This window comes from Bacteroides sp. AN502(2024), assembly GCF_041227145.1.
Lineage (GTDB): Bacteria > Bacteroidota > Bacteroidia > Bacteroidales > Bacteroidaceae > Bacteroides.
Map to the genome: position 1 here is coordinate 3286682 of NZ_JBGFSP010000003.1, position 21185 is coordinate 3307866.

The following is a 21185-nucleotide window of genomic DNA, read 5'->3' on the forward strand; positions in this document are numbered from 1 at the left end:
TTTTTAACGTTCGTCTTCTTATTTATTGGGAGAGGAATGGTCATCTAATTCTGTATAGATAACTTCGATTCCCGCCCTTTTTAATAACTCTATTCCATCTTCCAGGCGGTAATGTTCGGAATAAACTACCCGTTTGATTCCTGCCTGTATGATTAACTTTGCACATTCGATGCAAGGAGAGGCGGTGACGTACATAGTAGCACCGTCGCTACTGTTGTTTGAACGCGCTATCTTAGTAATGGCATTGGCTTCCGCATGCAGAACGTATGGTTTTGTCAGGTTGTTTTCATCTTCACATACATTCTCGAATCCGGAAGGTGTTCCGTTATATCCGTCGGAGATAATCATTTTATCCTTAACAATTAAAGCTCCTACTTTTCGGCGTTGGCAATAGGAATTTTCAGCCCATATACTGGCCATGCGTATATAACGTTTGTCAAGTTCTGATTGTTTTTTTTTAGTGTCCATGTTGTTTATTATTTATTGTTGACTGCTCGGAAAACCATGCGGAAAGTTTGTTTACTGGATGCCGGTTTGTATAAAAGGTATAAGTTGTTACTGTCTCCTTCGTAAGATGTGGCGGCATTAAGTCCTTCTATAAAACTTTTGGCGAGTTTGTCGTTGCCATAACTACCGGCAGTGGCAACTGTCGTTTTAAAATTGTTGTTCTTGGCGTTAGCACTCCATTTCCCTTCAAAAGTACCGGTTGCAATTACACTTCCTTTTATATTTCCGTTAATAACATCTCCCTCCACTGTACCATCAAATACGATGTTGTATGTACCGTTCTTATTAAGCTCTTTAATACTTGCTTTTTCTTGTTCTTTATTCTCCCAAAAGCCAAACATCTCATGACCTCCATCTATTGTGATATAATTTAGTTTCCAGGTTTTTCCTGTAAAGATAGCAGCTACATCATCCGAATCATTACACCCTGAAAATAAAGGAAATAATAAAAGCAATCCTACTAATTGAAATATACTTCTTTTCATATTCAATATCTAATAACTTAATTCTTATTTTTTATTCCATTTCTGATTAGCAAAGCATCAATGCTCGGTTCCTGTCCGCGGAAACGTTTATAAAGTACCATCGGATGTTCCGTTCCTCCTTTCGACAGAATATGATTGCGGAATGAGTCTGCCACTTCCTGATTGAATATTCCTTTTTGTTTAAATAGCGAAAAAGCGTCAGCATCTAATACTTCCGCCCACTTATAGCTATAGTATCCGGCGGCATACCCACCGGCAAAAATGTGGGAGAACTGCGTACTCATGCAAGCTTCTTGTACCACCGGCAATATTTGGGCATCCTTCCAGGCATTCTGTTCGTAAACTTTCACATCTTCTTCAAAAGGTGTATCGCGCGTATACCACGCCATATCAAGTAAACCGAAACTTATTTGTCGTAGACAAGCATAAGCGACATTGAAATTTGACGCATCTACCAGACGTTTGATTAATTCATCCGGTAAAACTTCTCCTGTTTGATAATGACGGGCAAATGTGTGGAGGAAATCCTTCTCTATAGCAAAATTTTCCATAATTTGTGAAGGAAGTTCCACAAAATCCCAATATACATTGGTTCCACTTAAACTCCTGTAAGTGGAATTGGCAAACATACCGTGCAGGCTATGTCCGAACTCATGTAAGAATGTTTCTACTTCATTGAAAGTCAATAAAGCTGGTTTATTCTCGGTTGGCTTAGTGAAGTTCATTACAACGGATACATGCGGACGACTGTTTTCACCGGTCTTTTTATCTATCCATTGCTCCTTGTAATTCGTCATCCAGGCTCCGGCACGTTTTCCCGGACGCGGATGGAAGTCAGTGTATAGGACAGCTAAGAATTTGTCGTCTTTATCAAATACTTCGAAGGCTTCTACTTCTTTATGGTAAACCGGAATCTCAGTGTTTTTCCGGAAAGTGATTCCATATAACTTTTCAGCCAGACCAAATACTCCTTTCTTAACTTGTTCCAGTTCGAAGTATGGTCGGAGCATCTCTTCGTTGATATTGAATTTTTTATCCTTCAGTTTGTTGGAGTAATAGCTCCAGTCCCAAGGCATGATAACGAAATCTGCTCCCTGTTCTTCGCGGGCCAGCTCTTGTATTTCTTTATATTCTTGTTGTGCAGCAGGAGTGTATGCTTCCAGTAGTTGGTTGAGTAGCTTGTATACTGACTGGCTGTTTTCAGCCATTCTTTTCTTTAGCGTATATTCCGCATAATTTTTGTATCCCAGTAACTGGGCTATCTTCATGCGTGTATTTGCTATTTCTTTTACGATATCAATATTATTGAATTCGTTGTCATGTGTACATTTGGTATTATAGGCCATATACAGCTTCTGACGTAAATCCCGATGATCGGAATACGTCATGAAAGGAATATAGCTCGGGGTGTGAAGTGTAAATGCCCATCCTTCTTTCCCTTCGTTTTTAGCTGTTTCTGCAGCTGCTTCTATGATAATTTCGGGTAATCCGGTGAGGCTTTCTTTTTTTGTTAATAGCATTTGATAACCATTCGTCTCTTCCAGATTGTTTTTACTGAAAGTAAGCGTTAGTTTACTCAATTCGGTAGTGAGATGACGGTATTCCTCCTGTGCTTCTCTTTTCAGATTGGCGCCATGACGTACAAAGCTGTTATATACATTTTCCAGTAACTGTTTTTGTTCCTGTGTCAGTTGTAAAGCCTCTTTTTGGTTATATACTTCTTTTACGCGTGCGAATAATTTTTCGTTCAGTGTGATATTGTTGCTGTGTTCGCTAAGTAACGGCATTATCTTTTGAGCCAGTTCTTGCAGGTCTTCATTTGTTTCTGCACTTAGCATATTGCTGAAAACGGCAACTATTCTATTCAATAATTCTCCGGATTCTTCGAAAGCTTCTATTGTATTGGTAAAGTCAGCCTTTTCCGGATTCTGTATGATCGCTTCTATTTCAGCCTTTTGCAGCCTGATTCCTTCTAGGATAGCAGGTTCATAATGCTCCGTTTCAATTCGGTCGAATGGAACGGTTTCGTGTGGCGTATGATATTGCCCGTAGAAAGGATTTTGGGCATTTGTTATATTGTTCATGATGCAAACTAGTATCAATATTATTAATAATTTCTCCATAGAGGTACAAAGCTACTAAAATTGTAGCTTATTCAACGGATAACACGTTGCTTTTAACAATATATAAAATGAAATGTATAAAAAAACCGCTACGGTTTTCCGTAGCGGTTTCTATATTGTTCAGGCTTCTAATTAAGCGTTAACTGATGCCATGTGAGCGATCAGGTCAAGAACTTTGTTAGAGTAACCGATTTCGTTGTCATACCAAGATACAACTTTAACGAAAGTGTCAGTCAAAGCGATACCTGCTTTAGCGTCGAAGATGGAAGTACGAGTGTCACCCAAGAAATCAGAAGAAACTACAGCATCTTCAGTGTAACCCAGAATACCTTTCAATTCGCCTTCTGAAGCTTCTTTCATTGCAGAGCAGATTTCAGCGTAAGTAGCCGGTTTAGCCAAGTTAACTGTCAAGTCAACTACAGATACATCCAAAGTCGGAACACGCATAGACATACCAGTCAATTTGCCGTTCAATGCAGGGATTACTTTACCTACAGCTTTAGCGGCACCGGTAGAAGAAGGGATGATGTTGCCAGAAGCTGCACGACCACCTCTCCAGTCTTTCATAGAAGGACCGTCAACTGTTTTCTGAGTAGCAGTTGTAGAGTGAACTGTAGTCATCAAACCGTCAAGGATACCGAACTTGTCGTTCAATACTTTAGCGATAGGAGCCAAACAGTTAGTAGTACATGAAGCATTAGATACGAATTGAGTACCTTTTACATATGTTTTTTCGTTTACACCGCAAACAAACATCGGAGTGTCATCTTTAGAAGGAGCTGACATTACAACATATTTTGCACCAGCTTCGATGTGAGCCTGAGCCTTGTCTTTAGTCAAGAACAAACCTGTAGATTCAACAACGTATTCTGCGCCTACTTCATTCCATTTTAAGTCAGCCGGATTTCTTTCAGCTGTGACACGGATAGTTTGACCGTTAACGATCAGTCGGCTGTTTTCAACATCTGCTTCGATAGTACCATCGAATTGACCATGCATTGTGTCGTATTTCAACATATAAGCCAAATAATCAACCGGGCAAAGGTCATTGATACCTACGATTTGAATATCGTTTCTTTTCATTGCAGCGCGGAAAACGAAACGTCCGATACGTCCGAATCCATTAATACCTACTTTAATCATTTTGTTTAAACTTTTAAGGGTTTTATAATATTTGTTCCAATATCTCTCAGTCTTTGCACTTGTTTTTATTCTCAAATGCGATGCAAAATTACAAAAATGTTTTTATATTCGCGCATTAATTCACATTAAATATTGAAAAAGATGGGAAAGAACACGTTTTTACAGGACTTTAAGGCGTTTGCTATGAAGGGTAACGTCGTCGACATGGCTGTCGGAGTTATTATTGGTGGTGCATTTGGAAAAATCGTATCATCATTGGTTGCTAATATTATTATGCCCCCGATTGGTTTACTGGTCGGTGGTGCGAACTTTACGGATTTGAAATGGGTGATGAAAGCAGCGGAGATTGATGCTGATGGCAAGGAGATAGCTCCGGCCGTGACGTTGGATTATGGTCAGTTTCTGCAGGCCACCTTTGATTTTTTGATTATAGCTTTCGCTATATTCTTATTTATACGGTTGATTACGAAGTTGACAACTAAAAAACAGGAAGAAGTGGCAGCTACTCCTCCAGCTCCTCCTGCACCAACGAAGGAAGAGGTTTTATTGACGGAGATACGTGATTTATTGAAAGAAAAGAATTCAAATTATTGAAAATCCAACCATTGATATGCAGGAAAAAATAATAATTCTTGATTTCGGTTCGCAGACAACACAGCTTATAGGGCGTCGTGTACGCGAATTGGATACGTATTGTGAAATTGTTCCTTATAATAAATTTCCTAAAGGAGATCCGACAATAAAAGGGGTTATTCTCTCCGGAAGTCCTTTTTCGGTTTACGATAAAGATGCTTTCAAAGTAGATTTGAGTGAAATTCGTGGTAAATATCCGATATTGGGTATTTGTTATGGTGCACAGTTTATGTCATACGCTAATGGCGGAAAAGTAGAACCGGCGGGAACACGTGAATATGGGCGTGCTCATTTGGCTTCTTTCTGCAAAAATAATGTGCTATTTAAAGGAGTGCGTGACGGTTCGCAGGTGTGGATGAGTCATGGAGATACGATTACTGCTATTCCTGATAATTTCAAGAAAATAGCTTCAACGGATAAAGTGGAGATTGCTGCTTATCAGATAGAAGGTGAGCAGGTATGGGGTGTTCAGTTTCATCCGGAAGTATTTCATAGTGAAGACGGAACTCAAATCCTGAAAAACTTTGTAGTAGATGTTTGCGGTTGCAAACAAAATTGGTCGCCGGCTTCTTTCATTGAAAGTACGGTTGCTGAACTGAGAGAGCAGTTGGGGGATGATAAAGTCGTTCTTGGTTTGAGTGGCGGAGTCGATTCTTCGGTTGCAGCAGTGTTGCTAAACAAGGCCATTGGCAAGAACTTGACTTGTATCTTTGTAGATCATGGTATGCTACGTAAGAATGAGTTTAAGAATGTGATGAAAGATTACGAATGTCTCGGTCTGAATGTGATCGGCGTTGATGCCAGTGCAAAGTTCTTCGCGGAACTGGCTGGGGTGGTCGAACCGGAAAAAAAGCGTAAAATTATAGGTAAGGGCTTTATCGATGTATTTGATATAGAAGCTCATAAGATAAAAGACGTGAAATGGCTGGCTCAGGGTACCATTTATCCGGATTGCATTGAGTCTTTGTCTATTACGGGTACGGTAATAAAGAGTCATCATAATGTAGGTGGACTTCCTGAAAAAATGAATCTGAAGTTGTGTGAGCCACTTCGTTTGTTGTTCAAGGATGAAGTTCGTCGGGTAGGCCGTGAGCTGGGTATGCCGGAGCATCTGATAACCCGTCATCCGTTCCCCGGACCGGGTTTGGCTGTACGTATCTTGGGAGATATTACTCCTGAAAAAGTACGTATTCTGCAGGATGCTGACGATATCTTTATCCAAGGATTGCGTGATTGGGGATTGTACGATAAAGTTTGGCAGGCGGGAGTTATTCTGTTGCCGGTACAGTCTGTAGGCGTAATGGGAGACGAACGCACGTATGAAAGAGCGGTTGCTTTGCGTGCGGTGACATCTACGGATGCTATGACAGCGGACTGGGCACATCTTCCTTATGAATTTATGGGTAAGGTGTCTAATGATATTATAAATAAGGTGAAAGGAGTGAACCGTGTCACCTATGATATCAGTTCTAAGCCGCCAGCAACGATAGAGTGGGAGTGATAAATATCCACAAGTATATCATGATAAAAGCCTCAAAGGAATTTCCTGTTGAGGCTTTTATTGTGTGATATGATTGTTTGTTATATAATATTGCACGGACTGGCAATTGCGATAGGCTTCTTTTATATTTTTATTCGCTTATCAGTTTCTGAGCATCCGGAATGAGAATCTCTTTCCGACGTAGTTCAAGCAAGCCGTTATCTTGCAATTCATTAAGTGCTTTGGAAGTATTCAGCCGGGTGTCATCCAAGTAGCGGGCGAGATCGTCCATCTTTACTTTAAATATTTTCTCTCCCTGCATCTTTTCGCAATGTAGCAGGAAAAAACGGATGATTTTGCTTTTCAAGTCCTGAGTAGGTTCTTCCCATAAGCGTGAATACAGGTTTTGTGCGCGGTTGCTGACAAAATTCATATAGTTGAGCCGGAAGATTTCGTATTTAAACAGGTCGCTGAGCACAAACGCTTTGCTGATGCTTACGGTATGGACTTCCGTATGTGCAATATAAGAAGAGTTATAATGGGTGTTCATACCGAATAGTGATTGCGGCTCTATCAGGTAAGGGGCTTCCATCTGCTCAATGACTGTGTAAATGTTTTCTTTGGAATTTGTGACGATTGAAACCTCCCCTTTTAACAGAAAACAGAGCTGGGTGCAAGGACTTCCCCTTTTAATGATAGCTTCTCCCGCTTTATACTTGCTGAAGTGCAGCTTTACCTTATCTAGTATGCTGGTGAAATCTTCATGACAAAGACCTTGGAATAAAGGCAATTGGAGCAAAGTGTCGAACATCGTTTCCATACGTTGTAATCTCTTGTTAATCGTACAAATTTACTCATAATGCAACACTGCTGTCAATATCTGACTGTTCTTTTTGTTTTTTTATTGTTTGAATGTATAAAAATAGAGTATATTTGCAGAAAAAAGGAGGAAATTATGTTCGCAGGCTTTAATTGGCAGCAGATGATTAGTGCGTTTATTGTACTTTTTGCCGTGATAGATATTATCGGCTCTATACCTATTATAATTAACCTGAAAGAAAAGGGGAAAGATGTGAATGCAATGAAAGCTACTGTCATCTCTTTTGTTTTGTTGATCGGATTTTTCTATGCGGGAGATATGATGTTGAAACTCTTCCATGTAGATATTGAATCGTTTGCAGTTGCCGGTGCATTTGTTATTTTCCTTATGTCTTTGGAAATGATTTTGGACGTTGAAATTTTTAAGAATCAGGGACCTATTAAAGAAGCCACTCTAGTGCCGCTTGTCTTTCCTTTGCTGGCAGGTGCCGGAGCTTTCACTACATTGCTTTCGCTTCGGGCGGAATATGCCAGTATTAATATTATCATTGCCTTGGTGTTGAATATGATTTGGGTGTATTTTGTCGTTAGTATGACCGGTCGTGTGGAGCGTTTCCTTGGAAAAGGAGGTATTTATATTATTCGTAAGTTTTTTGGTATCATTTTATTGGCTATATCTGTAAGATTGTTTACGGCAAATATCACCCTGTTGCTTGAAGCGTTGCACAAGTCTTGATTATCTGTCACATTCTTTCTTGATTCGGATATTCTTTATTTGCTCCGGCATTGAATTGGGTTTTACCCGCAGTGTCATTTCCTTTTTGTATGGAAGCTTTTAGAGGATTAGATGCCTAATTGCTCTTTTGCCCATGCTTCATCGTGTCTTATCCGGTAAAGGTATATCTTTGACATGTTCCACCTGCTTTATCAGCAATGAGTGGGCTTAACGGATCAAGATTGCGTCTGGCTGTGGTGATAAAAGAATGTATTGATAAGCTCCTCTGCCTGATATATTCTGCTGAGGAGTGGCATGTCCGCCTCTTGTGGTCGGCAGATTAAATATTTGAGTACCCATTTTTTTCTAACTATTGGGATCGGGAGCATTGTTGTTGCCGTAAACGTCGGCTTTGAACACATCACCGTCACCGTTACCGTTTCTAGCGGCAGCGTTTATTGCATTTATCGGAGGAGTCGCAACGAATTCGGCTTGTTTCACCATGACTGTAAACTGGATCGGCTTTTTATCCGTACTGTTTTTGCTCTTGAAAATAATCTTTCCTTCTCTTGGCTGATGTTCTACTTCCGTATTGGGACCGATAAGAAAACTTTTGGTTACATCACGCAAAGCACGTGTAGCAGGTGCGGAGATAGGCGTGATCCATGACTGGGCGGATTCTTCGATTTCGTAAGTGTAGCTCATCTCGCCTTCTGGAGAGTTTGCTTGGAACGGCACGGTGATAGTTCCTCCCATCACTTTCACTTCATACACCTTATGCTCGTCACCGATTTCCACTATATATCCTCTTGGTGGTTGTTTAATGAAGAAAGAAGCCGCATGCCCGTAGTTTTGAGACGATTGGAGGATGACCGTACAGTATCGAATGAACGTTTCGGTACTTTTGTCGTCTTAGTACTAAATAAATATTCTTTATCTTCCTCTTGTTCTTCATTTGCAAATGGTTTCATGACATTCTTGTCTTTAGATATTTTACGCAATCCTACAAATATTTGCACAAAAACTGAAAATAAAAAGCCTTTTTATTTTTGTTTTTGTCTATAATTTGTACATTTGGGCGTTATACTCATTGTATATGATGCTACAGCCAATATATACGGATGTAACAATGAATAGATATATGGTATAATGACCAATAATTAACCTTTAATAATGCACAACTATGAGTTATTTACGATTTGACAAGACCCTCATGACGAATCTGGAAGAATCTCTTCAAAGAGAAATTCTTCGGACGAACAAAGCAGGAGCTTATCATTGTACGACGATTGTTGATTGTAACACACGCAAATATCACGGTCTATTGGTAATTCCAGTTCCCAATCTCGACGATGAAAATCATGTGCTACTATCTTCTCTTGATGAAACGGTAATTCAACATGGTGCGGAGTTTAACTTGGGGTTGCACAAATATCAAGGAAACAACTTTAGTCCGAATGGACACAAGTATATCCGTGAGTTTGACTGTGAGCATATCCCAGCGACAACTTACCGTGTCGGAGGTGTTATACTCCGAAAAGAAAAAATCTTTGTACATCATGAAAATAGAATCCTGATTCGTTATACATTACTTGATGCACATTCGGCTACAACCTTGCGCTTTCGACCGTTCCTCGCTTTCAGGAGTGTACGCGAGTACACACATGAAAATGGGCAGGCAAGTCGCGAGTATCAACTTGTGGAGAATGGTATTAAAACCTGTATGTATCCTGGCTATCCGGAACTTTATATGCAGTTGAATAAAAAGTGTGAGTTTCATTTCACGCCTGACTGGTATCGGGGAATTGAGTATCCGAAAGAGCAAGAACGAGGATATGACTTCAATGAAGATCTTTATGTTCCCGGTTATTTTGAGGTGGATATAAAGAGAGGTGAGAGTATCGTATTTTCTGCTGGAACTTCAGAAGTGACTCCTCGTAGATTGAAACAGACATTTGAGACTGAAGTGGCTGATCGTACCCCGCGTGATAGTTTTTATCACTGTCTGAAGAATTCCGCTCATCAGTTTCATAATAAGCAGGAAGATGAACATTATATTCTTGCCGGTTATCCGTGGTTTAAATGTCGTGCGCGTGATATGTTCATTGCACTGCCGGGGCTGACGCTTGCACTTGATGAGATCGATCAGTTTGAGGATGTGATGAAAACGGCGGAAAAGGCGATTCGCAACTTTATTAATGGGGTACCTGTCGGATACAAGATTTATGAAATGGAGCATCCTGACGTTTTGCTTTGGGCTGTCTGGGCTTTGCAGCAATATGCAAAAGAGACTTCCCGTGAGCAATGTCGTCAGAAATACGGAGAACTCCTGAAAGATATGATGGAGTTTATCCGTCAGCGGAAACATGAGAATCTTTTCTTGCATGATAATGGATTACTATTTGCTAACGGTGCGGATAAGGCGATTACATGGATGAATTCTACTGTGAACGGGCATCCGGTAATTCCTCGTACAGGATATATTGTTGAATTTAATGCGTTGTGGTATAATGCGTTGCGCTTCATAGCTGATTTGGTGCGCGAAGGAGGAGACGTATACTTGGCAGATGAACTTGATGCGCAGGCAGAAGTAACCGGAAAGTCTTTTGTCGAGGTATTCCGTAACGAATATGGTTATCTGCTTGATTATGTTGACGGTAATATGATGGATTGGAGCGTACGCCCTAACATGATATTTACTGTAGCGTTTGATTATTCTCCTTTGGATCGTGCACAAAAGAAGCAGGTACTTGATATTGTAACTAAAGAGTTGCTCACTCCGAAAGGTATTCGCTCGTTGAGTCCGAAGAGTGGCGGATATAATCCGAACTATGTAGGTCCGCAGGTACAGCGGGATTATGCTTATCATCAGGGAACGGCTTGGCCTTGGTTGATGGGATTCTATTTGGAAGCTTATCTTCGAATTTATAAAATGAGCGGATTGTCATTTGTAGAACGCCAGCTTATTGGTTATGATGACGAGATGACAAACCATTGTATTGGTTCCATTCCTGAGCTATTTGATGGTAATCCGCCCTTCAAAGGACGTGGTGCAGTATCGTTTGCGATGAATGTGGCAGAAATATTGCGTGTCTTAAAGCTACTGTCTAAGTATTATTAAAAAAGGAGGAACGAAGATGAAAGTTTTAATGTTTGGATGGGAATTCCCTCCCAAAATATATGGTGGTCTTGCGGTTGCTTCTTATGGAATAACTAAAGGATTGAGTCTGCAAGGTGATATGGAGACGATTTTCTGTATGCCTAAGCCTAGCGGAGAAGAAGAAAAGTTCTTGAAAATAATCGGTATGAATCAAGTACCCATTGTATGGCGTGATGTCCACTACGATTATTTGAAGTCTCGTTTGTTGGAAATGACACCGGAGGAGTATTATTCTTTCCGTGATCATATCTATGCCGATTTTTCTTATATGCATGTGAATGATCTGGGATGTATGGAATTTGCAGGTGGCTATCCCGGGAACTTGCACGAAGAAATTAATAATTTCTCGATCATTGCCGGAGTAGTAGCCCGTCAGCAGGAGTTTGATATTATTCATGCTCATGATTGGCTAACTTATCCTGCCGGTGTACATGCCAAGATGATAAGTGGAAAGCCGCTTTGTATCCATGTGCATGCCACTGATTTTGACCGTTCTCGTGGCAAAGTCAATCCTACTGTTTATTCGATTGAGAAGAATGGCATGGATCATGCCGATTGTATCATGTGCGTATCCGAGTTGACTCGCCGCACTGTTATTAACGAGTATCATCAGGATCCTAGAAAAGTATTTGCAATGCATAATGCTGTTTATCCATTGTCGCAGGAGCTGCAGGACATTCCACGTCCCAATCATTCAAAAGAAAAGGTGGTTACCTTTCTCGGACGTATTACGATGCAGAAAGGGCCGGAATATTTTGTAGAGGCTGCTGCTCTTGTGTTGCGTCGTACTCGTAATATTCGTTTCGTTATGGCTGGTTCGGGTGATATGTTGAATGCCATGATTAATCTGGTGGCTGAGCGTGGTATTGCTGACCGGTTCCATTTCCCCGGTTTTATGAAAGGTAAGCAGGTATATGAAGTTTATAAGAATAGTGATGTGTTTGTCATGCCGTCTGTCTCTGAACCTTTCGGTATTGCTCCGTTGGAGGCGATGCAGTGCGGAACACCTTCCATCATTTCTAAGCAGTCAGGGTGTGGCGAGATTCTTGATAAGGTGATAAAAACTGACTACTGGGATATTCATGCAATGGCTGACGCTATCCACTCTCTTTGTACCAATCCGTCTCTTTTCGAATACCTCAAGGAAGAAGGTAAGAAAGAAGTAGATGGGATTACTTGGGAAAAAGTCGGTTTGAGAATCCGTGCTCTCTATGAGGCTGTGTTAAGAAACTATGGTAAATAACAAAACAATAAATAAAAATGAGAACTATCTGTCTTTATTTTGAAATACATCAAATTATCCATTTGAAACGCTATCGTTTCTTCGATATTGGTAATGATCATTATTATTACGATGATTATGCGAATGAAACGGGTATGAATGAGGTTGCTGAACGTTCATATATTCCTGCTCTCAATACTTTAATTGAGATGGCGAAGAACTCGGGGGGGGCTTTTAAAGTAGCGCTTTCTATCTCGGGAGTAGCCTTGGAGCAATTGGAGATTCATGCTCCGGCAGTCATTGATTTATTGCACCAGTTGAATGAAACGGGATGTTGTGAGTTCTTGTGTGAACCCTATTCACATGGTTTGTCTTCACTTGCCAATGAGGATTGCTTCCGCGAAGAAGTGCTTCGTCAACGTGATAAGATGAAACAGATGTTTGGTAAAGAACCGAAAGTATTCCGCAACTCTAGTTTGATTTATTCTGATGAAATCGGTGGCTTGGTAGCTTCTATGGGCTTCAAGGGGATGTTAACGGAAGGTGCTAAACATGTGTTGGGGTGGAAAAGCCCGCATTATATCTATCACTGTAATCAAGCTCCCAGTCTTAAGCTTTTGTTGAGAGATTTTAAGCTTTCCGACGATATCAGCTTGCGCTTCTCCAATTCGGAGTGGGCGGAATATCCTTTGTTCGCTGACAAATATATTAATTGGATCGATGCATTACCGCAAGAAGAACAAGTAATTAATATCTTTATGGAATTGAGCGCACTGGGTATGGCCCAACCGTTATATTCTAATATTCTTGAATTCTTGAAAGCATTACCGGAATGCGCAAAGACTAAGGGAATCACTTTCTCGACACCGACTGAAATTATAACGAAATTGAAATCTGTGTCACAGCTTGATGTTGCATATCCGATGTCATGGGTAGATGAGGAGAGAGATACCAGTTGTTGGTTAGGTAATGTGATGCAACGCGAAGCCTTCAATAAATTGTATAGTGTAGCTGAACGTGTGCATTTGTGTGACGACCGTCGTATCAAACAGGACTGGGATTATTTACAGGCCAGCAATAACTTCCGTTTTATGACAACGAAGAATAATGGTATGTGGCTGAATCGTGGGATTTATGATTCTCCTTATGATGCTTTTACCAACTATATGAATATTTTGGGTGACTTTATCAAACGGGTAGATGCACTATATCCTGCCGATGTAGACAGTGAAGAATTGAATTCCTTGTTGACTACAATTAAAAACCAAGGGGATGAGATTACTGAATTGGAGAAGGAATTGGCTAAATTGCAGGCAAAAGTGGGAGCTGCGAAGAAAACGACAGTCAAAAAGGCTACCGATGCTAAAGAACCGGTAGTCAAAGAAAAAGCTGTTGCTAAATCAAAACCTGCAGCAAAGAAAGCTGAAGTTAAGAAAGCTGCTGCGGAACCGAAGAAGGCTACAGGTAAAGCTAAAAAGGCTGCTAAGTAGAATAATAAAAAGTTTTATATTTATTGGAGAGGGTTGTCTAAGTTCCCTTTTGAGGAAATTACCCCTGCTATAGCTATCTGTGGCAGGGGTAAATCTTTATATTTAGGCATTACGGCACACCCTCTTTTTTCGGATGGATACACTTCATCTATCACCTATCACCACCTGTCTTTTGAAAAAGTGTCTAGTAAACAATCATTTTAATAAGGAGTAATTCTTGTTTCCTTGTGGTGAAACTAGCGTTTCCTTATGGTGAAACCAGTGTTTCCTTATGGGAAACCAAGTATTGCATTACGAAGGACTAGGTGATAGGTGACAGATGCGGTGATAGGTTAGCAACAACCTATCACCGCTCTGTAAATACGATGAATAAAGAGTATCAGGGCGATGGTGATAGGTTGAAAGAGGAATTGACGAAATCAATAGGGAGAGGATCGGTAATCCCACTACTTTTCTACTGACCCGTAATCTGTGCCATTGCTTTATAGTATATTTCAACTATTTCTTATTTTGATTTTGTTCCAAAGTTGGTAGAAACAACTTCAAGTTTCAATTTGTATTTATCTTGTTCTTCTTTCGGTAAAGAAGTATTTGTGGCATTTGTACCTCCTTTTAAGCGTGCATAGCCGGGTTTCAGGTCATGTTGTATGCTAATAACATTGCTCGAAGAACCATAATAGCTATTACTTGAAGAAGAATCTGTGGTTACAAGTACTGGAATAAGTATAAATTTATTCCAATCACTGTATTTTTCCCATTCTTCCATATCATGAACCTCTTTGGATTCTGTTTCACCTTTGGAATTAGTCACTTGGAGAGTGATCGTTCCACCATTTTTGAGCTTCTTTTCTGCTTCTTCTCGTTCTCCATCTGCTAAACAATCATTAATCATTTGAGTAATATTGTTGAATGTATATTGAGTAAAGCTAGTAGTAGGATTAAATAGAGATGAAGTTATGCCATCACTAAGTTGATTGTCTTTGAAGAAGCTATCTTTATACTTTTTACGTATTAGTAGAATATTCTTAGGAGTAGACATGCCAAACTTTTTATCACTGGTCTCGTTATAGATAGGAATTCCTAGTTTTACTGCATTTAAGGTGTCTCCTTGGAGTTCTTTTGCTATTTGGCTAACAGGAATAGTTAACTGGGTGAAGATTCCAGCCGGGCTTTTCATGTAAGTCCATCTAGGATCATTTATACATTCCTGAATTTTTTCTGTATCATTCTCCAATTGGTTGGCTTGGATAACTTCGCGGGTAGATGTGAATGATCGTCCGGCGTATATCACAGAGTCTTTTCCGGCCGATGTGTGCAGTAGACCACCTGTTATGCTATCTCTGGCATGCTCCAAGAATGCTACGTCCATTTGTATGGAACTGGCGTAGAGGATAGTACCGTCTCCATAGTCGCTTTTTACATACACTCCGGGAAATATACTTTGAAATTTCTTATATAGATCCTCAGTGCGTCCTTCTTTTAGAAGTTTCAGTCCCAAAGCCTGTGTTCTAGCCTGATCCAATGTAATTCTGATATAAGGAGTATATGTTGAAAGATTACGTATGGAATCACTAATGGATAGATCAACTGCTGTATAGGACTTACTGCCTAATAAACTTGTTGTATTATCATAATATTCCGTAGGATCAATATTGGTATAATAAGCATCCGGGTCTTCGCTCCAATACTTATTTCCCTTTTTCTTATCCAATACATACATGCTTAGACGACAAGCTGTCAGTGAGTCTCCAAAATAACTGTCATACCAAAGATAAATATTGATTTGGCAGTTACCAATAGGCTTTCCATTATCATCTTTAATAATGGTGTAATTGCCGGATACACCGTCTGCCAAGTTACCAAAATCTGTCATCATCTTTCCGGTACCACCTGCAGTAGTTCCCTCAAAAGCTTCGGGGAAAGTCACCCCTTGGGGACAGTTCAGTTGCGCCAAGAAGCCTGCTTGATAAGTTCCGAATGTTGCATCTGTGAATTTGCCTACATATCCCACATTAGTCATTGCATAAATCTTACCGGCATAAACGGATTCGGTGGTTACATCAAATGTAGATAGCTTTCCATTGATATTCTGGTCGCTTCCCGGAAACATTTCCAATCCCAGTCCGGCAGTGTTGTCATCACACCCCCAAAAGGTGATTGTCAGTAAAGCTATTAAGGCGTATTTTGCTTTCATGATCTTCGTATCTTGATTTTTATTCTTCTTTTTCGTTTGCAGTGGCTTCCCATACTTGATCGTAGAACTCGTTACAGGCATCTGCATAGTTTTCCGGGTTCTGGTAGTCAAGTACCAATTTGCCGGATTGGCGGGCATATTCAATAATAGACTCGTCTACCTTTTCACTGTTTTGTATGACTCCGTCCGAATAGTCTACAGCGAGTTTGCAAAGAGCGGCGTAGTCTACCGGTTCTTTCAAATTGGCTAAATCTTTCTTAGTAATACCTTTCAGCATCAGTTTTGTTGCGAAATCGTTGCTAAGTGTATTTTTGAAATCATCTTTATAAACAGAGAATACCACTTTAGCGTCGCGGAAAGAAGGTTCGTCTTTGTAGGCTTTCTTAATATAAAGAGGAGCTAAAGCTGTCATCCAGCCATGACAGTGAATGATATCGGGACACCAGCGAAGCTTTTTCACCGTTTCCAATACACCGCGTGCATAGAAAATGGCACGGCTATCATTATCATCATATTCTACGCCATTTTCATCCGTTGTCTGTATTCGGTTTTGGAAATAATCATCATTATCTATGAAATATACCTGCATACGTGCGGATTGGATAGAAGCAACTTTTATAATTAAAGGGTGGTCAGTATCGTCGATGATCAGGTTCATACCAGAGAGGCGGATCACTTCGTGCAGTTGGTTTCTGCGCTCATTGATATTTCCCCATTTAGGCATAAAGGTTCTGATTTCACGGCCTTTTTCTTGTATCGCCTGTGGAAGGTTTCTACCTATATTGGCCATTTCGGATTCTGAAACGTAAGGTGTAATCTCTTGAGTAATAAATAAAACTTTATTTGCCTTTGTCATAATAACAATAGTTCACTATAATATTCTGCAAAGATACGAAAAAAAAGATACATTAAATAAGATATTCTTTCTTTATGTGGCAAATATTAGTTTATTTTGCAGAGTTTTTGCAAACGAGTAAAACATAAACCTATTGACGAAAATGAAAGTAGTGGACACTATCAAGGACTTACAAGCAGAATTGACTGCTCTAAGAGCCCAAGGTAAAAAGGTGGGACTGGTTCCTACGATGGGTGCTTTACATGCGGGACATGCATCTCTGGTAAAGCGCAGCGTAAGTGAGAATGGTGTAACTGTTGTGAGTGTTTTTGTGAATCCCACACAGTTTAACGATAAAAACGACTTAGAGAAATATCCGCGTACATTGGATGCAGATTGCCGTTTGTTGGAAGAATGTGGGGCGGATTTAGCTTTTGCTCCTTCAGTTAGCGAAATGTATCCGGAACCGGATACTCGTCAATTTAGCTATGCACCATTGGATACGGTGATGGAAGGAGCTTTCCGCCCGGGACATTTTAACGGTGTTTGCCAGATTGTCAGCAAATTGTTTGATGCTGTACAACCGGATCGGGCATATTTCGGAGAGAAAGATTTTCAGCAGTTAGCGATTATTCGTGCGATGGTTCGACAGTTGAAATATAACCTTGAAATTGTGGGTTGTTCAATTGTACGTGAAGAAGACGGGCTGGCATTGAGTAGTCGGAACAAACGTTTATCTGCAGAAGAACGTGAAAATGCTTTAAATATTTCTCGCACCTTATTTAAAAGTCGTAACTTTGCAGCCACTCATACCGTGAGCGAGACGCAAAAGATGGTTGAGGATGCGATTGCAGCTGCTCCGGGTTTGCGTATGGAGTATTTTGAGATCGTAGACGGAAACACATTGCAGAAAATTAGTAATTGGGAAGATACTTCCTATGCAGTGGGATGTATCACCGTGTTCTGTGGAGAAGTCCGGCTGATTGATAACATTAAATATAAAGAATAACTAAAAAGACGAAACCTTATGATGATTGAAGTGTTGAAGTCGAAAATTCATTGTGCACGTGTCACGGAGGCAAATCTGAACTATATGGGTAGTATCACGATTGATGAAGACCTGCTGGATGCTGCAAACATGATTCCGGGAGAGAAAGTGTATGTCGCTGATAATAACAACGGTGAACGCTTTGAAACCTACATTATCAAAGGTGAACGCGGTTCGGGTAAGATTTGTCTGAATGGTGCTGCTGCCCGCAAGGTGCAACCGGATGATATTGTGATAATCATGTCTTATGCACTGATGGATTTTGAGGAAGCCAAGTCGTTTAAGCCGACTGTCATTTTCCCTGATCCTGCAACGAACAAGGTAGTAAAGTAGAAAGTATCTTTGATAGTTGAAATAAAAAAGGGGGCATACTTTGTGCCCTCTTTTTCTTTCATTTGAATATAATTATTACATTCTTCTGAATTCTATCTTTGTGTAACTTTCATACCCTTCAGAAGACTCAGAATACTCTAATATAAGTTTATCATCACTTAACGTCAACACTTTAACTTCAGTTGTTTCGTCATCATATTTAATAATCAGTTTGTCACCTGTGAATGTGTAACTAGCTGTTTCCGTTGGTTCACCTTCTTCGGTTATAGAAATTCTACCTTCAGCTGTGAAAACGATAGTACCCTGATCGTACGGTCCGCTATATGCTCCATCTTCAGTCTGCTCACCATTAATTTTTTCCCATGCATCAATATGTACGTAAGCATTCGGTAAACCACGTATTTTCGTCTCCACCTTCCATCATTAACTTTACGTCCAAAAAGCCAAGTTATGATGACACGAGAAGAAGTAGTAGAAATAATGAACTACTGCAAAGAGCACAAAGTGACTTATAAGTCAAGATTAGAGGAACTCAATATCCCTGTATGGCGGTTTTATGACAGCAAATCCCGTTATGCCGCCGAGCAATCATCTGGTAAAACGGCTCAAGGTGAGTTTATCGAGCTTCCGCATAGCGGATTTTTTGTTCCGGTTCCTTCATTTGCCGGTACAACCGGACGGAAACAGAAAAGTACACCGACCACGCCAAGCGGATTGAAAGAGATAGAAATACGTACACCGGCCGGTAGTGCCATACGCATTTGTGGTGAGCTAAATGAAAAGGAACTGTTTTCAATCATCCGGGCCTGCAGCCATGTTCAGCCTTAATGACAGTATGCGCTATCTGTTGTATAACCGCCCAACTGATATGCGCAAAAGCTTCCATACCCTCAGCGGTATCATCACCGACGCCATGGGTCAGGACCCCTGTAACGGCAACGTGTATATCTTCATAAACCGTGCCCGTGACCGTATAAAACTCCTGCATTGGGAGCCTGGCGGCATGGTGTTATATTCCAAACTTCTGGAAGCCGGTACCTTAGGTAAACCTGATTCTGCCAACGACAATGAGGTCTGTACAAATATAGAATGGCGGGAACTTGTCATGATAGTGGAGGGTATCATGGAAGCCCGTGACTCCCGTCGCACGAGACTTGAAAACCTGCAGAAACTTCGAAAATAGTATCGGATTTTTTACTCTGTTTGCTTTTGTATGTCATTGGATTTTAGTATATTTACATTGTGAAAAAATGAGATGCAGATGCTTACAGAGGAACAGGAAAAAGCCTTATTGGAAGAATTAGAGCAGCTCCGTCAGGATAAAGCGGCGCTTATCAGCAGGGTTTCCTCACTGGAACAGTCGCTGTACTGGCTTCGGAAAAAAGTCTTTGGCCGGATGAGCGAGAAGAATCTTCCGCTTGATCCCAACCAACTGTTCCTGTTCTCAAAAGCTGAAATGTCCTCCATGGAAATATCCCGGATGGAGGAGGAAGTCCGCAAAAGCGATGAAGAAATCACCAGAACCATAAAAGTCAAGGAGAAGCCGGCCCGCAAGCCCTTGGATACATCTTCTCTTGCGGTAGAGGTTGTTGATCTTTACCCCGAAGGGACAACAGACGAGGAAGGCAGGCTTAAGGATGATTTCATTGAAATCGGAAAGGAAGAGAGTTCACGCCTGGAACGTGTTCCGGCAAAATTGTATATCCTGAAGACTGTCCGTCACAAAGTGATAAGTAAGTCCGATATGGAGAAATACCCCGAGGAAAGACAGATCCTGATTCACCCTCTACCTCTTGTTCCGGTCAGTAAATGTATGGCAGGCGCCTCGGTCCTGACAGACATTATCATCGGCAAGTTCATGTATCATCTCCCGTTCTATCGTCTGATACAGCAGTATCGCGAATCAGGAATCAGCATAAGCGAATCTACCATGTGCGGATGGTATGAAATGGCGGTGGAGAAACTCAGGTTGCTGTACAACCTGCTCAAACAGAAGATACTCTCCAGTGAGTATATACAAGTGGACGAGAGTGTCATTCCTGTGCTGGACAATGAGAAACATAAGGCGAAAAAGGGGTATGAGTGGTGCGTACGCGACGGCATCACGGGGGACGTCATGTTCCATTATGACCGTGGCAGCCGTTCGGGGACTGTAGCCCGTGAACTGCTGGGATGTTACCATGGCATTGTGCAATGTGACGGCTATGCAGCTTACGAACAGTTTGAGCAGGTGAAAGGAATCACTATGGTCGGCTGTTGGGCACATGTCAGAAGGAAGTACGTGGATGCCCTGGAAGAGAACAGGCCCCTGGCCACACAGGCAATACACTACATCGGCAAGTTGTACAAGATAGAATCTGAAGCCAATGATGCAGGGCTCACAGCTGAAGAGCGTAAGGAAAAACGTATCAGTGAGGCCTATCCGCTGATACTTGAATTTGAAAAGTGGCTGCAGGACACCTATCTTAGAGTGCTTCCTAAAAGCCGTATGGGTAAAGCCATCGAATATACGTACACGCTCCTTCCAAGACTTTCCAGATACGTAAACGACGGAAGAATCGAAATTGATGACAACCGTATAGAAAATGCCATAAGACCTTTGGCTTTGGGAAGAAAGAACTATCTGTTCTGCGGAAACGATGCATCAGCATACAGGGCTGCCATCGTATACTCACTGATTTCAACCTGCAAATCAGCAGAAGTAGACCCCAGAATCTGGATGGAAGATGTCCTGAGCAAAATTCCATATTATGAAAGGGATGAGAAGAATATGGAAGAACTTCTACCACGTAATTGGGTAAAATCCAATCAAACTTGTTCCGAATAGATACTATTAGTTCCGAATCGACTACGAATAGCACCGATTCGGAACTAATTTCACAAAAATTGCAACGTGGTTTACCGAATGCTTACATATGTACAGACTGCCAAGTACCAACGATTTCTCCGTTACTTTCGTCATCATCACTACAAGAAGTAAAGGGTCACCGGTAAAGTC

The 21185-nt window shown here is 40.9% G+C and carries 21 protein-coding genes; 12 read left to right on the plus strand and 9 right to left on the minus strand.

The window, feature by feature from the left end; genetic code table 11:
- Positions 1-18 precede the first annotated feature (18 nt).
- From AB9N12_RS12825 to gap, 4 genes are all read right to left on the minus strand, one after another.
- Positions 19-468 carry a dCMP deaminase family protein gene (locus tag AB9N12_RS12825; RefSeq protein ID WP_369892413.1) on the minus strand — a complete coding sequence of 150 codons (450 nt, stop codon included), beginning with the start codon at positions 466-468 and terminating at the stop codon, positions 19-21.
- An 8-nt stretch (positions 469-476) separates the two neighbouring features.
- Positions 477-992: a DUF4847 family protein gene (locus AB9N12_RS12830; RefSeq protein ID WP_369892414.1), complete on the minus strand. Its 516-nt coding sequence runs from the start codon at positions 990-992 to the stop codon at positions 477-479.
- Positions 993-1009: 17 nt separating this feature from the next.
- Positions 1010-3076, minus strand: coding sequence for a M3 family metallopeptidase (locus AB9N12_RS12835; protein WP_369892415.1), 2067 nt, complete (start codon positions 3074-3076; stop codon positions 1010-1012).
- 171 nt (positions 3077-3247) lie between these two features.
- Complete coding sequence (gene gap / locus AB9N12_RS12840) at positions 3248-4258, minus strand: type I glyceraldehyde-3-phosphate dehydrogenase (RefSeq protein ID WP_369892416.1); 1011 nt, start codon at positions 4256-4258, stop codon at positions 3248-3250.
- Between the two features lie 141 nt (positions 4259-4399).
- On the opposite strand from gap, the gene mscL reads away from it, so the two are divergent.
- On the plus strand, positions 4400-4852 hold the full coding sequence (gene mscL / locus AB9N12_RS12845) for a large-conductance mechanosensitive channel protein MscL (RefSeq protein ID WP_369892417.1): 453 nt from the start codon (positions 4400-4402) through the stop codon (positions 4850-4852).
- 16 nt (positions 4853-4868) lie between these two features.
- Positions 4869-6392: a glutamine-hydrolyzing GMP synthase gene (gene guaA / locus AB9N12_RS12850; RefSeq protein WP_369892419.1), complete on the plus strand. Its 1524-nt coding sequence runs from the start codon at positions 4869-4871 to the stop codon at positions 6390-6392.
- Between the two features lie 130 nt (positions 6393-6522).
- Here the strand turns inward: guaA and AB9N12_RS12855 are convergent, their stop codons facing one another.
- A complete protein-coding gene (locus tag AB9N12_RS12855) occupies positions 6523-7191 on the minus strand; it encodes a Crp/Fnr family transcriptional regulator (protein WP_369892421.1) in 669 nt (222 codons plus the stop codon).
- Between the two features lie 135 nt (positions 7192-7326).
- Here AB9N12_RS12855 and AB9N12_RS12860 point away from each other — a divergent pair, with 135 nt between their 5' ends.
- Positions 7327-7926 carry a MarC family protein gene (locus AB9N12_RS12860; RefSeq protein WP_369892422.1) on the plus strand — a complete coding sequence of 200 codons (600 nt, stop codon included), beginning with the start codon at positions 7327-7329 and terminating at the stop codon, positions 7924-7926.
- A 197-nt stretch (positions 7927-8123) separates the two neighbouring features.
- The gene (locus tag AB9N12_RS12865; RefSeq protein ID WP_369892423.1) at positions 8124-8249 is read left to right on the plus strand and encodes a hypothetical protein; all 126 of its coding nucleotides are present in this window, start codon (positions 8124-8126) and stop codon (positions 8247-8249) included.
- Between the two features lie 22 nt (positions 8250-8271).
- On the opposite strand, the gene AB9N12_RS12870 is transcribed toward AB9N12_RS12865, so the two are convergent.
- On the minus strand, positions 8272-8703 hold the full coding sequence (locus AB9N12_RS12870; RefSeq protein ID WP_369892424.1) for a hypothetical protein: 432 nt from the start codon (positions 8701-8703) through the stop codon (positions 8272-8274).
- Between the two features lie 385 nt (positions 8704-9088).
- Here AB9N12_RS12870 and AB9N12_RS12875 point away from each other — a divergent pair, with 385 nt between their 5' ends.
- The 3 genes from AB9N12_RS12875 to AB9N12_RS12885 are packed head-to-tail and all read left to right on the plus strand — an operon-like array spanning position 9089 to position 13777.
- On the plus strand, positions 9089-11026 hold the full coding sequence (locus tag AB9N12_RS12875; protein ID WP_369892425.1) for a glycogen debranching enzyme N-terminal domain-containing protein: 1938 nt from the start codon (positions 9089-9091) through the stop codon (positions 11024-11026).
- 16 nt (positions 11027-11042) lie between these two features.
- Complete coding sequence (locus tag AB9N12_RS12880; protein ID WP_369892426.1) at positions 11043-12308, plus strand: glycosyltransferase family 4 protein; 1266 nt, start codon at positions 11043-11045, stop codon at positions 12306-12308.
- A gap of 17 nt (positions 12309-12325) precedes the next feature.
- Positions 12326-13777 (plus strand): glycoside hydrolase family 57 protein, encoded by a 1452-nt coding sequence (locus tag AB9N12_RS12885; RefSeq protein ID WP_369892427.1) that lies wholly within the window; start codon positions 12326-12328, stop codon positions 13775-13777.
- Between the two features lie 505 nt (positions 13778-14282).
- Here the strand turns inward: AB9N12_RS12885 and AB9N12_RS12890 are convergent.
- Together AB9N12_RS12890 and AB9N12_RS12895 are read right to left on the minus strand one after the other, a co-directional pair.
- Positions 14283-15971 (minus strand): DUF4270 domain-containing protein, encoded by a 1689-nt coding sequence (locus AB9N12_RS12890; RefSeq protein ID WP_369892428.1) that lies wholly within the window; start codon positions 15969-15971, stop codon positions 14283-14285.
- Positions 15972-15990: 19 nt separating this feature from the next.
- A complete protein-coding gene (locus AB9N12_RS12895; RefSeq protein ID WP_369892429.1) occupies positions 15991-16827 on the minus strand; it encodes a glycogen/starch synthase in 837 nt (278 codons plus the stop codon).
- A gap of 142 nt (positions 16828-16969) precedes the next feature.
- On the opposite strand from AB9N12_RS12895, the gene panC reads away from it, so the two are divergent.
- Together panC and panD are read left to right on the plus strand one after the other, a co-directional pair.
- Entirely contained in the window at positions 16970-17815 is an 846-nt protein-coding gene (gene panC / locus AB9N12_RS12900; RefSeq protein WP_369892430.1) for a pantoate--beta-alanine ligase, read from the plus strand.
- 18 nt (positions 17816-17833) lie between these two features.
- Complete coding sequence (gene panD / locus AB9N12_RS12905; protein ID WP_369892431.1) at positions 17834-18187, plus strand: aspartate 1-decarboxylase; 354 nt, start codon at positions 17834-17836, stop codon at positions 18185-18187.
- Positions 18188-18262: 75 nt separating this feature from the next.
- Here the strand turns inward: panD and AB9N12_RS12910 are convergent, their stop codons facing one another.
- Positions 18263-18601 (minus strand): lipocalin family protein, encoded by a 339-nt coding sequence (locus tag AB9N12_RS12910; RefSeq protein ID WP_369892433.1) that lies wholly within the window; start codon positions 18599-18601, stop codon positions 18263-18265.
- A 36-nt stretch (positions 18602-18637) separates the two neighbouring features.
- Between AB9N12_RS12910 and AB9N12_RS12915 the strand changes: the two genes are divergently transcribed.
- The 3 genes from AB9N12_RS12915 to AB9N12_RS12925 all read left to right on the plus strand — a co-directional run bounded on the left by AB9N12_RS12915 (position 18638) and on the right by AB9N12_RS12925 (position 21014).
- Positions 18638-19015: a hypothetical protein gene (locus tag AB9N12_RS12915; protein WP_369890454.1), complete on the plus strand. Its 378-nt coding sequence runs from the start codon at positions 18638-18640 to the stop codon at positions 19013-19015.
- Positions 19002-19370: an IS66 family insertion sequence element accessory protein TnpB gene (tnpB, locus tag AB9N12_RS12920; protein ID WP_072542649.1), complete on the plus strand. Its 369-nt coding sequence runs from the start codon at positions 19002-19004 to the stop codon at positions 19368-19370. The genes AB9N12_RS12915 and tnpB overlap by 14 nt, the downstream gene beginning before the upstream one ends.
- Before the next feature lie 78 nt (positions 19371-19448).
- On the plus strand, positions 19449-21014 hold the full coding sequence (locus tag AB9N12_RS12925; RefSeq protein WP_369892434.1) for an IS66 family transposase: 1566 nt from the start codon (positions 19449-19451) through the stop codon (positions 21012-21014).
- The last annotated feature ends 171 nt before the right edge of the window (positions 21015-21185 follow it).